The sequence below is a fragment of the Amycolatopsis sp. NPDC003865 genome (genome assembly GCF_053605345.1).
The window spans coordinates 208,715-220,853 of sequence record NZ_JBSGJA010000016.1; the positions used below are offsets into that span (position 1 = coordinate 208,715).

11 protein-coding genes are annotated in these 12,139 nt (G+C 72.7%); 5 read left to right on the top strand and 6 right to left on the bottom strand.

All coding sequences use genetic code 11. The features are described 5' to 3' along the window. Positions 1 to 10: 10 nt before the first annotated feature. Positions 11 to 883 carry an aminoglycoside phosphotransferase family protein gene (locus ACWEVP_RS33320; protein ID WP_452066575.1) on the bottom strand — a complete coding sequence of 291 codons (873 nt, stop codon included), beginning with the start codon at positions 881 to 883 and terminating at the stop codon, positions 11 to 13. An 89-nt stretch (positions 884 to 972) separates the two neighbouring features. Between ACWEVP_RS33320 and argG the strand changes: the two genes are divergently transcribed. Beyond that, positions 973 to 2,418, top strand: coding sequence for an argininosuccinate synthase (gene argG / locus ACWEVP_RS33325; RefSeq protein WP_452066527.1), 1,446 nt, complete (start codon positions 973 to 975; stop codon positions 2,416 to 2,418). Positions 2,419 to 2,473: 55 nt separating this feature from the next. On the opposite strand, the gene ACWEVP_RS33330 is transcribed toward argG, so the two are convergent. The 4 genes from ACWEVP_RS33330 to ACWEVP_RS33345 all read right to left on the bottom strand — a co-directional run bounded on the left by ACWEVP_RS33330 (position 2,474) and on the right by ACWEVP_RS33345 (position 6,118). Further along, the gene (locus tag ACWEVP_RS33330) at positions 2,474 to 3,481 is read right to left on the bottom strand and encodes a medium chain dehydrogenase/reductase family protein (protein ID WP_452066528.1); all 1,008 of its coding nucleotides are present in this window, start codon (positions 3,479 to 3,481) and stop codon (positions 2,474 to 2,476) included. Between the two features lie 71 nt (positions 3,482 to 3,552). After that, on the bottom strand, positions 3,553 to 4,122 hold the full coding sequence (locus ACWEVP_RS33335) for a TetR/AcrR family transcriptional regulator (RefSeq protein ID WP_452066529.1): 570 nt from the start codon (positions 4,120 to 4,122) through the stop codon (positions 3,553 to 3,555). A 42-nt stretch (positions 4,123 to 4,164) separates the two neighbouring features. Continuing rightward, positions 4,165 to 5,322 carry a permease gene (locus tag ACWEVP_RS33340; protein ID WP_452066530.1) on the bottom strand — a complete coding sequence of 386 codons (1,158 nt, stop codon included), beginning with the start codon at positions 5,320 to 5,322 and terminating at the stop codon, positions 4,165 to 4,167. Positions 5,323 to 5,416: 94 nt separating this feature from the next. Continuing rightward, positions 5,417 to 6,118 carry a S1 family peptidase gene (locus ACWEVP_RS33345; protein ID WP_452066531.1) on the bottom strand — a complete coding sequence of 234 codons (702 nt, stop codon included), beginning with the start codon at positions 6,116 to 6,118 and terminating at the stop codon, positions 5,417 to 5,419. A 287-nt stretch (positions 6,119 to 6,405) separates the two neighbouring features. Here ACWEVP_RS33345 and ACWEVP_RS33350 point away from each other — a divergent pair, with 287 nt between their 5' ends. Continuing rightward, positions 6,406 to 9,141 (top strand): BTAD domain-containing putative transcriptional regulator, encoded by a 2,736-nt coding sequence (locus ACWEVP_RS33350; protein WP_452066532.1) that lies wholly within the window; start codon positions 6,406 to 6,408, stop codon positions 9,139 to 9,141. A gap of 56 nt (positions 9,142 to 9,197) precedes the next feature. On the opposite strand, the gene ACWEVP_RS33355 is transcribed toward ACWEVP_RS33350, so the two are convergent. Next, positions 9,198 to 9,698 carry a hypothetical protein gene (locus ACWEVP_RS33355; protein ID WP_452066533.1) on the bottom strand — a complete coding sequence of 167 codons (501 nt, stop codon included), beginning with the start codon at positions 9,696 to 9,698 and terminating at the stop codon, positions 9,198 to 9,200. A gap of 266 nt (positions 9,699 to 9,964) precedes the next feature. Between ACWEVP_RS33355 and ACWEVP_RS33360 the strand changes: the two genes are divergently transcribed. From ACWEVP_RS33360 to ACWEVP_RS33370, 3 genes are all read left to right on the top strand, one after another. Next, positions 9,965 to 10,555 (top strand): DUF6801 domain-containing protein, encoded by a 591-nt coding sequence (locus ACWEVP_RS33360; protein WP_452066534.1) that lies wholly within the window; start codon positions 9,965 to 9,967, stop codon positions 10,553 to 10,555. 197 nt (positions 10,556 to 10,752) lie between these two features. Further along, entirely contained in the window at positions 10,753 to 11,337 is a 585-nt protein-coding gene (locus ACWEVP_RS33365; RefSeq protein ID WP_452066535.1) for a papain-like cysteine protease family protein, read from the top strand. Next, positions 11,334 to 12,098 (top strand): hypothetical protein, encoded by a 765-nt coding sequence (locus tag ACWEVP_RS33370; RefSeq protein WP_452066536.1) that lies wholly within the window; start codon positions 11,334 to 11,336, stop codon positions 12,096 to 12,098. The genes ACWEVP_RS33365 and ACWEVP_RS33370 overlap by 4 nt, the downstream gene beginning before the upstream one ends. Positions 12,099 to 12,139: the final 41 nt, after the last annotated feature.

Genomic DNA, 12,139 nt, shown 5'->3' on the forward strand with positions numbered 1-12,139 from the left:
TCCGGCGTGCTCACGGAGCCGGGACGCACTCCAGCTCCGTGAGCACGTAACGGGCGTTGGCGGCGATGACCGGGTTCGTGTGCCGGTAGTACGGCAGCTGGATCACCGCCATCGACAGCGCCCGGCCCCGCCCGCGTACCCAGGTGGCGTCGTCGGGCGCCAGGGCGTCGCGGAAGGCGGGCCGGGTGCCGGCGGTCAGCAGGTTCCACGCCGGGACCAGATCGCCGGCGGGGTCGCCGAGCCCGGCCGTGGCCCAGTCGAGCACTCCGGTCAGCCGGCCGTCGCGCAGCAGCAGGTTGCTCGGCATCAGGTCCCCGTGCAGCCGGCACGGCGGTCCGGTCCACTGTGGAGCGTCGAGCGCTTCGGCCCACAAGGCGAGCGCGGCCTCCGGATCGAACGGCTCGACGGTACGGCTCAGCTCGCCGATCGCCCGGCGGGTGGCGGTGTCCACGGTGGACAGCGGCCACCCGCGAGGGGCCGCGGGCCCCGCCGCGGTGTTCGCCCGCAGCGCGAGGATGAACTCCGCCAGGCCGTGGACCGCGTGGCCTTCGAGCGCCGGTGCGCCGTCGAGCCAGCCGTGCACCGCCCACGGCCACGGATACCCCTCGGCGGGCTCTCCGATGGCGACGACGGCCGGCACCGCCGCGGGCAGCGGGGCGAGCGCGGTGAGGGCCCGCTGTTCCTTCGCGATGTCACCGGCGCCGCCCTCGGTGAGCGGCAGCCGGACGGTCAGCTCGTCCCCGAGGCGGTACACGGCGTTGACCGTGCCCCCGGAGGCCAGGGGAACCAGCGGCAGCCCGGCCCACCGGGGGAACTGCCCGTCGACGAGCCGCCGGACCAGGCCGGTGTCGATGGCGTGCTGATCCGCGTGCATCCGCATGATCCCACCGAACCACCCAGGTCAACGGGATTTCCGTGACCCGGCGCACCCCCGGATTGCACGACGATGCATGGGCGTGCATAATCATTCGCATGTCCAAGGTGCTCACTTCCCTGCCCGTCGGCGAGCGTGTCGGTATCGCCTTCTCCGGTGGCCTCGACACTTCCGTAGCGGTCGCGTGGATGCGCGACAAGGGCGCGGTGCCCTGCACCTACACCGCCGACATCGGCCAGTACGACGAGCCCGACATCGACTCGGTGCCCGGCCGCGCCGGCCAGTACGGCGCCGAGATCGCCCGGCTCGTCGACTGCAAGGAAGCCCTCGTCGAAGAGGGGCTCGCGGCGCTGACCTGCGGCGCGTTCCACATCCGCACCGGCGGCCGCAGCTACTTCAACACCACCCCGCTCGGCCGCGCCGTCACCGGCACGCTGCTGGTGCGCGCCATGCTCGAGGACGACGTCCAGATCTGGGGCGACGGCTCCACCTACAAGGGCAACGACATCGAGCGGTTCTACCGCTACGGCCTGCTGGCCAACCCCTCCCTGCGCGTCTACAAGCCGTGGCTCGACGCGGACTTCGTCACCGAGCTCGGCGGCCGCAAGGAGATGTCCGAGTGGCTGCTCGCGCACGGCCTGCCCTACCGCGACAGCACCGAGAAGGCCTACTCGACCGACGCCAACATCTGGGGCGCCACGCACGAGGCCAAGTCCCTGGAGCACCTGGACACCGGCATCGAGATCGTCAAGCCGATCATGGGCGTGGCGTTCTGGGACCCCGAGGTCGAGATCCCCGCCGAAGACGTCACGATCGGCTTCGAGCAGGGCCGGCCGGTGACGATCAACGGCAAGGAGTTCGCCACCGCCGTCGACCTGGTGCTGGAGGCCAACGCCATCGGCGGCCGGCACGGCCTCGGCATGTCCGACCAGATCGAGAACCGGATCATCGAGGCCAAGAGCCGCGGCATCTACGAGGCCCCGGGCATGGCGCTGCTGCACGCCGCCTACGAGCGGCTCGTCAACGCCATCCACAACGAGGACACCCTCGCCAGCTACCACAACGAAGGCCGCCGCCTCGGCCGCCTGATGTACGAAGGCCGCTGGCTGGACCCGCAGGCGATGATGCTGCGCGAGTCGCTGCAGCGCTGGGTCGGCACCGCGATCACCGGCGAGGTGACGCTGCGGCTGCGCCGCGGCGAGGACTACTCGATCCTCGACACGACCGGCCCGGCGTTCAGCTACCACCCGGACAAGCTGTCGATGGAGCGGACCGAGGACTCGGCGTTCGGCCCGGTCGACCGCATCGGCCAGCTGACCATGCGCAACCTCGACATCGCCGACTCGCGGGCGAAGCTCGAGCAGTACGCGAGCCTCGGCATGGTCGGCGGCTCGAACCCGAAGCTGATCGGCGCCGCCCAGGCCGCGTCGACCGGGCTCATCGGCGCGATGCCCGAGGGTGGCGCGGAGGCGATCGCCTCGCGCGGCAAGACCGACGACGTCGAGCTGCTCGACAGCGCCGCGATGGAGTTCGGCACGGACTGATCCGCGCTCGACCCGAAGGCCACCACGCACGGTTGCGTGGTGGCCTTCGGTGCGTTCAGGGGACGAGCACGACCTTCCCGGTCACCGTCCCGGATTCCGCCAGCGCCAGGGCTTTCGCGGCCTCCGTGAGCGGGATCCGTGCGGCCACCTGCGGCTTGAGGTCGCCCTTCGCCGCCAGGGCGAAAACGGCCGTGAGGTCCTCGGCCAGGCGCGCGCGGAAGCGGGCGAGGTTCCGCTTGCCGCCCCAGACGTTGTAGAAGTGCGTCCGGCGCCGGTTCGGCAGCGCGTTCCACCACAGCAGCCGCGCGACCAGCTTCAGCACGGCGGGCCTCGGGTTGCCGCCGGTGTCCTTGGTGGACGCGCTGCCGTAGGCGATCAGCGCGCCGCCGGGTGCGAGCAACCGGAACGAGTCCACGATGCCGGGTCCGCCGACGTGGTCGAAGACGGCGTCGACCCCGCCCGGCGCCAGCGCGCGGACCTGCGACGGGACGTCGCCGCGGTAGTCGAGGGCGGTCGCGCCGAGCGCGGTGACGGCGTCGAGGTTGCGGGCCGACGCGGTCCCGATCACCGTGATCCCGGCGGCGCGGGCGAGCTGGACGAGCGTCGTGCCGACGCCGCCGCTCGCACCGTGGACGAGGATCGTGCCGCCGGCCGGCACCTTCGCCCACCGGTGCAGCATCTGGTACGCCGTGATGCCGTTGACCACGAAGGTTTCGGCCTCGGCCGCGTCGAGTTCTGCGGGCACGGGGACGAGGTCGGCTTCCGCGAGGACGAGGTGGCTGCTCCAGCCGCCGATCTTGGTCATGGCGGCCACCCGGCGGCCGACCAGCGCGGGGTTCTCGGCTTCGAGCACGGTGCCGACGACGTCGTAGCCGGGTACGAAGGGGAACGGCGGCTGGTCGTAGTACTTGCCGCGCCGCATCTGCTGTTCGGCGAACGAAACCCCGCTCGCTTCGACTCGGATCAAGGCCTCTCCGGCTCCGGGCTTGGGGAGGGCGCGGTGCTCGACGCGCAGGCCGTCGGGCTCGACGAGGCCGGGAAGCACGATTTCGGTGACGGTCATGGTGGTTCCTTCCGGTTGTGAGTGACTGGTCAATCACTTGATGGGCGCGAAAAAGGGGCCGGCGGCCGGGTTCAGTTCTTGCCGGGGTGGCGGATGCCGGCGGCGAGGAGGGCGGCCCACTGGCCGGTGTGCTCGTCGAGGTCGAGGGTGGCGATGAGGTGGCAGAGCTGGCCGTAGGCGATGAACCGCTGCACCTGGTCGTCTTCGGCGCCGGAGCGGGCCTTGGCCAGCTCGGTCACCTTGGCCAGGCCGCGGCGGACGGCGTCGGCGATCTCGGGGGTGTCCGCGGCGGACTGGGCGTGCACCTGCAGCATGAGCAGGTTCCGGTCGCCGATGAGCTCGGCGTAGGCGCCGCCCATCTCGTGGAGGATCTTCTCGGGGTCACCGCCCTCGGCGCGCGCGGCGCCGTTGGAGAGGGCGTGCGCGACGAGCTCGTAGCACCGGTCGAGCGCGGCGACGAAGAGGGAGACCTTGCCGGGGAAGAGCTTGAAGACGTAGGCGGGGGAGATGTCGGCCTTGGCGGCGACGGCGCTGATCGGCGTGCTGTGGTACCCGCCCCGGGCGAACTCGGCGATGGCGGCGTCGACGACGACGTCCCGCCGGGCGTCGGAGGTGGAGAGCGTGGCACCGCGTTTCGTCATGTGAGTGACTGTACACTCACTCTCGCCGGGCCGGCAAGGCCTTCACTCGTGGCCGTGGTGGTGCTCGTGGTCGGGGGAGCCGCCCATCATCTTCAGCATGCCCAGGCCGCCGGTGCGGGCGAACCGCACCACCAGCGCCGCCGCGAGCAGCAGGAACGCGATGTTCAGCCACGTCGTGTAGTTCCACGCGATGCCTTCGTGCATCACCGTCGCCGAGCGCTCGGCCGGGATCAGGCCCGTGACGCCGAAGAGCAGTTCCACGAGGTAGCCGGCGCCGACCATCGCCGCGTAGAACGTGCCCAGCAGGACGAGCGTCATCCGGGCGCCGTAGTACTTCCGGTAGATGTTGAGGATCGGCAGGATCAGCAGATCCGCGTAGATGAACGCGATGACGCCGCCGAAGCTGATGCCGCCGTTCCAGAGCACCGCGGCCAGCGGGACGTTGCCGATCGAGCAGACGAACGCCAGGATCGCCACGAGCGGCCCGATGATCGGCCCCCAGATCGCCGACGCGACCGGGTGGTCGGTGAAGAACAGCGCCCGCCACCACGACTCCGGGACCCACGCCCCGACCGCGCCGGCGATCAGCAGCCCGATCACCAGGTCGCGCAGGATCGCCGCCCACTCCATGACGAACACGTTCGCCACCGCCGTGAAGCCGTCGGCCGAGAACAGCCGCTGCCGGAACGTGCCGGTGCCCCGGACCGACATGTCCATCGCCGCGTGGCCCTCCATCGATCCGGCGAGCCCCTTGTCCGCCTGCTCGCGGGCCCGGTCGAGCAGCCGGCGGCGGACGAAGATCCGGAACAGCACGGCCAGCAGCACGATCATGATCGGGCCGCCGGCGAACTCGGCCGCGGTGAACTGCCAGCCCATCAGCAGGGCCAGGATGATCCCGAGCTCGACGACCAGGTTCGTCGAGCCGATCTCGAAGGCCATGGCGGCGGTGAAGTGCGCGCCCCGGCGGAACAGCGACCGCGCCAGCGCCACCGCGGCGTACGAGCAGGACGACGACGCCGCACCCAGCAGCGACGCCACCGCGAGGGTGCGCGGCCGGTCGTCGCCCATCAGCCGCACGATCGTCGACTTCCGGACGACCGCCTGCACGACCGCCGAGAGCAGGAACCCGAGGATCAGGGCCCAGAGGATCTCCCAGGTCATCGACCCGGCCAGGGCCAGGGCTTCGAGGACTTCTCCCACGGAACGTGGACGCTACCCGGGCCGCGCGCGGGCCGCCACGCCACCGCGCCCGCCGTGTCCACAGTGGACACGGCGGGCGCGGTCGGGAAGCGGCTCAGACGCCCGCGGTCGAGGAGATCCAGTCGCGGTACTTCGTGATGTTGATGTAGGCGGTGTAGGACTGCCGGTCGCTCGTCGAAGCGACTCCCACCTGCTTGCCGTTCGCGTACATCGGACCGCCCGAGTCGCCGCCGGCCGTGATGCCGTCGCCGCGGTTCGCGCACACCGAGACGCCCGCCGCGCCGTCCGGGCAGTCGATCGAGGTCACGCTGACCTTCGCGACCTTCAGCAGCTGCGACTGGCACTCGATCTCGGGCTTGTCGGTGCAGGTCGCGCCCCAGCCATACACCTCGGCCTGGTCGCCCACCTTGACGTCGCCCTCGCTGCCCAGCGGCGCGTACTCCGTCTGCACCTGCTGGTCGATCTGCACCAGGGCGATGTCGGAGTCGGGCGCCTCGTGCACGGACGTGGCGTTGACCGTGGTGCCCTTCGTCTGGTCCAGGTCGCCGACGTGGAAGCTGATCGGCTGGCCGTCGGCGCCCTGCGTGCAGTGGCGGGCGGTGAGGATCCAGTCGGGCGCGATGATCGTCGCCGAGCAGATCTCCTGGCCACCGGCGAACATCCGGGCCGCGGAGTGGAGCGAGTCGGCGTTGCCGCCGTCGATGATGGCCGGCTGGGCGGCCAAAGAGGGCGCCGCGGCCGCGAGGGCCGAGAACAAAACGCCGGAGACGACTATGCCGGTTCGCGCGATACGCACTTTAGGATCAACCTCCTGCCGCGGACCGGGGGTCTCGCGGGTGACGTGTGGTGAAGGACGCACCTACCGTCACCGCTGTGGGTGAATCTCCGAAACCCGCCGATAGTCGGTTGATCCACAACGCGACTTTCGTCGTGGGCCGTCCGGCGCAGCCGGTGACATGTTCTGGCGCGCTGTCCCGAAAGTGCGCGAATCCCGCCCGTCCCGCGGCCACCCCCGGTTACAGTCCGGCCACGGGGTGCCGCCTGGGGGTGGCCGCGGGAACGGGGTGCGCGATGGAGCCTGAAGTGCGGTTTCAGCTGCTCGGACCGCTGACCGTGACGGTCGGCGGCCGGCCGGTGCCGCTCGGCGGGACGAAGCAGCGGGTGCTGCTGGCCCACCTGCTGCTCAACGCGAACCGGACCGTCCCGCCGGGGCAGCTCGTCGACACGATCTGGCCGGGCGAGCCGCCGACGTCGGCCACCGCCAACCTCCAGACCTACGTGTGGCGCCTGCGCCGGCTGCTGCCCGACGGCGCCGCCGCCCTGCGCACCCACGGCCCGGGGTACTCGCTGGCCGTCGACCCCGGCGCCGTCGACGCGCACCGGTTCGCCCGGCTCGTCGCCGACGCCGAGCGGGCGGACGCGCCCGAGACGGCGGTGACGCTGCTCGCCGACGCGGAATCGCTGTGGCGCGGCGAGCCGCTGGAGGACCTGCCGACGGCGCCGGCGTGGGACGCCGAACTCGGGCGGCTGGTGGAGAACCGGCTGGCCGCCGTCGAGGAACGGCTCGCGCTGCAGGTGCGGCTGGGCCGCCACGACGCGGCGATCGCCGAGCTCACCGTCCTGCTGGCCGAACACCCGTACCGGGAACGGCTGTGGCGGCAGTACCTGCTCGCGCTGACCGGAGCGGGCCGCCGAGCCGAAGCGCTGCGCGCGTATGCGACGGCCCGCGAGCGCCTGGTCACCGAACTCGGCGTCGAGCCCGGGCCGCAGCTGCGGGCGGTGCAGACGGCGATCCTGGCGGACGAGCCCGTGCCGCCGTCGCCGGTTTCCCCGCCGTTGCGCCAGCTTCCCGCCGACCTGCCCGACTTCACCGGCCGCGCGGAGTACGTCCGCGAGCTGGCGGCCGCGCTGGGACCGGCGCCCGTCGTGCTGACCGGGGCACCGGGAACCGGCAAGACGGCGCTGGCCATGCACGTCGCCCACCGCCTGGCCGGCCGGTTCCCGGACGGGCAGCTCTACGTCGACCTCGCGGGCACCGGCGCGCCACGCGACCCGGCCGAGGTGCTCGCCGACTTCCTGCACGTCCTCGGCGTCACCGGCACCACCGTCCCGGCCGGGCTCGGCCAGCGGGCCGCGGTGTTCCGCTCGCGGCTGGCCGGGCGGCGGGTGCTGCTGGTGCTCGACGACGCCGCGTCGGCCGCGCAGGTCCGCCCGCTGCTGCCCGGGGACGCCGGGTGCGCGGTGCTGGTCACCACCCGCGGGCGGCTGCCGGAGCTGGCCGGCGCCCAGCACCTCGAGCTGCCGGTGTTCGGCGAGCGGGAGGCGCTCGACCTGCTGGCCGCGGTGGCGGGCGGCGACCGGGTCGCCGGCGAACCGGCCGCGGCGGCGGCGATCGTGCGCTGCTGCGGCTACCTGCCGCTGGCGATCCGCGTCGCGGGCGCGCGGCTGGCCGGGCGGCAGGCGTGGAGCCTGCGGACCCTGCACGAGCGGCTGGCCGACGAATCGAGCCGGCTGAACGAGCTGCGCGTCGGCGACCTCGGCGTCCGGCCGAGCTTCGAGCTGAGCCTGCGCCAGCTGCCGGCGTCCGCGCGGACGGCGTTCTGCCGCTCGGCGGTGCTCGGCGCCCAGGACTTCCCGAGCTGGGTCGTCGACGCGCTCCTGGACCGCGCGGACGCGCACGAGGTCCTCGACGTGCTCGTCGACGCGAACCTCGTCGCGCTGGTGGGGCGGGATTCCCGGGACCGGCCGCGGTACCGGCTGCACGACCTCCTGCGCTGCCACGCGGCGGAACTGCTGTCCGCGGAGCCGGAAGCGGTGCGGCGGGACGCGCTCACCCGGGTGCTGACGGCGCTGCTGGCGCTGGCGAAGACCGCGGCGGCGAGCCTGCCGCCGGCGTTCGGCGCGATGACCGGGCCGCCGGTCGGCCCGCCGGTGGCGACGGCCGGGCCCGCCGACCCGCTGGGCTGGTTCACCGCGGAGCGCAAGCTGCTGGCGGCCGCGGTCCAGCTGGCGGCGGACGCGGGCCTCGACGAGCTGGCCTGGCAGCTGACGGCGACGGCGGTCCCGTTCTACGACCTGCGCGGCGCGTACGACGAGTGGCGGCGAAGCCACCTGACGGCGCTGGCGGCGGCCGAGGCGGCGGGCAACCGCCTCGGGGTGGCGGTGCTGCACCGCGGGCTCGGCCAGGTGCGGCTCTACCACGACGAATACGCGGAGGCGGTCCGCGACATGGAACGCTCGGCGTCGCTGTTCGCTTCGCTGGGCGACGTGCGCGGGGAAGCCCTGGCGGTGGCCGGCCTGGGCACGGTGGCGCGAGTCCGCGACCGGCCGCGCGCGGCGCTCGGGTTCTACCGCCGGGCCCTGGCCGGGCTGGAGCGGGCGGGCGACCGCCGGGGCGTCGCGCAGCTTCGGAACTCGGTGGGGACGACGTACGCGCTGCTGGGTTCGTTCGAGGAGGCGGACGCGTGGCTGCGGCAGGCGCGTGAGCTGGCGCGGGAGATCGAGGACCCCCATCGCGAAGCGAAGGTGCTGACGGAGCTGGGGACGCTGCACCGGGAACGGGGCCGGCTGCCGGAGTCGTTGACGTGCCTGCGCTCGGCGCTGGGCATCCTCGAGGACCTGGACGACGAGCGGTGCAGCGCGTACGCGTTGCTGGGCATCGGGCAGACGTTGCTGGCCGCCGGCGAGCGGACCCAGGCGCGCGGGGTGTGCGACCGGGCGGTGCGGGTGTTCCGGGAAACCGGGAACCGGCAGGGCGAGACGACGGGTCTGGAGCTGCTGGACCGGGTCCGGCGGGCGAGGACTCCGGCGGCGAGGTAGTGCACGGCTCGTTCCCGTCGCCAGATGACAGGAACGAGCCGCGCACGTCGGTTCGGTCAGTTGCCGTTGCCCGGCTTCCAGCCCAGGTAGTTCGCGAAGTACCCCTGCCGGGCGTGGCCGATCGCGCCGTTGACGCTCGTCGCCCAGACCCCGCCGCTGCCGTCGGCGATGCCGACGTGGCCGTAGGCCGAAATGTTCCAGAACACGAACGCGCCCCGCGGCGGGGTGCCCGTCGTGTGGCGGGCGCCGTCGGACGAGCGCCAGTGCTCGATCGCGCTCGGGTGGTGCGTCGTGCGGTTCCACGCCAGCCGCGCCGCCTTCTCGCAGTAGCCCTGGTACGCCGTGCTTCCGTTGCGGCTCGAGTACCACGCGATCGCCTGCGCGGCCGTGCGGGCGGCCGCCAGCGCGGCCGGGGAGTCGACGATCACCGCGCCCGGGTCGGCGACGTCGGCGGCGGTCACCTCCGCGTAGACGTCGGCCGGGGCCGCCGAAGCGACGGTCGCGCCGCCGACGAGCAAAGCGGCCGCGAGCGTGGCCGCCGGGTGGATCGTGCGCATCACTTCTCCCTCGGGGACGGGGTTTCCGACCCGGACGACCCTGCGCGCGGCCCCTACACCGGCACTACACCCGCGCTCTCGCGACGCTGACGCACGTGAGCGCGCGGAACCGGGAAATTGTCACGCCGGAAGGCGCGCATGACAAAAAACAAAGCCGTCACCGTCATCGCATGTGACAAATTATGCAACCACGAGAAAGCGCATTGGCCGGTTGGGAAGTTTCCGCCTAGCATTCGAAACGCCGTTCGACGACGAAAGGACCAGACATGACGGAAACCCTCGTGCGGAAAAAAAGGTTCCGAGGAATGGGGCTGGCCGCGCTCCTGGCGGGCGCACTGGCCGTGGTTTCCGCGGGACCGGCCGCGGCGGCCGAGAAATCGCTCACCTACAAGGGCGGTTTCCCGCTGATCGGCGACCAGCAGGTCACCGTCGTGGTCAAGGCGGACATCCCCGCGACCGCCACGGCGGGCACCCCGGTTTCGGTGCCGTTCAGCCTCGACGTCGACGCGGGCCAGGCGGCGGGCGACGGCCTGCGGCTCGTCGGCGCCACCAAGATCTCGGGCACCATCAAGTCGCAGGTGAACGTCGCGATCGCCGGCCAGTCGGTCGCCATCCCGATCGAGCTGCCCATCCCGGAGACGCCCGTCCCCGCCGAAGGCAGCCTGAAGTTCACCGCCCAGGGCCAGGTCGACTTCACCGTCCCGGCCGGCACCCCGGCCGGGGAGGCCACCAGCAGCGTCGACGCCGCGGCGACCACGCACGTCGTCACCGACAGCAGCCTCGGCGAGTTCGACGTCGCGCTGACGCTCGACCCGCCGGACCAGGACGCGACCCTCGGCACGACGACGGTGAGCTGACCCGCGCGGCCCGGCCCGCCGGAATCCGCCCGGCGGGCCGGAGCCGATGCCGGAATCCGGCGCCCGGGAAATGCCGGGATCCGCCGGAAACCGTTCCCTCCCAACGTGATCCTCCCTTAGTAGGTACCGGGCTCGCCGCGGTGCGCGGAGTATTCCCTGCCACCAGGTCGAATCCTCACCGGCTGGAGGACCACTTCGTGAAAACCACTTCAGGAGTCCTACGTGGACTCGCGGCGGTTTCGGCCGCGGTGGCCGTCGTCGCGCTGCAGGCGCCCGCCACCGCGGCCGCCGCGCGGACCGATCTCGGCATCACCATGCAGGCCCAGCAGAAGGACCAGTGGTGCTGGGACGCCAGCGGCAACACCATCGCCGACTACTGGGGATATTCGCTCACCCAGACGAAGTTCTGCCAGGTCGCCCACAACGAGTCCGGCAGCGACTGCGCCAACAACCAGGGCTACCTGTCCGACCAGCAGCGCGTTTTCCGCTGGCTCGGCTTCACGAACGTCGGGTCGTACAACTCGAACGGGCAGGTCCTTTCCTTCACCACCATCAAGAACCAGATCGACGCGGGGCAGCCGATCGGCACCCGGATCGGCTGGCGCTCCGGCGGCGGGCACATGCACGTCCTCTACGGCTACGACAACGCCAATGGCGCGACCCGGGTCGAATACGGCGACCCGTGGCCGAACAACAGCCGCTACAACTCGATGAACTACGACACCTACCGCTCGAACAACCAGTTCCAGTGGACCCACACGCTGTACGGGATCGAGGGATGAGCGTGCTGAAGAAAGCGCTGGGCGCGGCCGTGCTGGCCGGCGCCGCGATGCTCACCACGGCCGGTGCCGCCGGTGCGGCGACCGGGCCCGCCGGCACCCCGACCGCGGCCGACACCGCCGCGATCGGGCAGGTCGCCGGCGGCAGGCAGACCCTCGACCGGCTCGCCGGGACGAAGTTCCCCGGCGCCCGCGCGGCCGCGTCGAGCAGCGCGGACGCCGACCCGCGCACCCAGGTCGCCGTGTACGAGCCGACGGCGGCGTTCGTCGCCGGGACCTCGGACGTCCCGGCCGCGCTCGCCTACGTCGCGGTGCCGGCGCGGACCGGCGACGGCACCACGGCGACGGTCTGGGCGGAGCGGCAGGGCGCGGCGTGGACCGTCGTCAACGTCGCCTCGGGTGACTACGAACGGAAGTACGCCGAGGCTTCGGCCGGCGGCTACCTGCTGCACGAACCCCAGGTCAACGCCTGGTACGCGGTGCACGGCGACACCGTGACGGTGCTCGACGGCTCGGTCACCGGCCTGGCCGCGGGCACCCGGCTGGCGCTCGCCGACTACCGCGCTCAGCTGCACCGGCGGTACGCGGACAAGCTGCCGGGCTCGGCCTACGACCGCGACGGCGCGGGCGGCGGCTACGGCGGGCGCGAGCGCGCGGTGCCGGCCGCGGACGCCGACGGGGTGCCGGTGCTGCCGTTCGTGCTCGGCGGTGCCCTGGTGCTGGTGGCCGGGGCGGTCGTGGTGCCGAGGCTGCGGCGCCGGTAGGGCAGCGGGGCCGCCGGCACGTCCGGCGGTCCCTTGGCAGG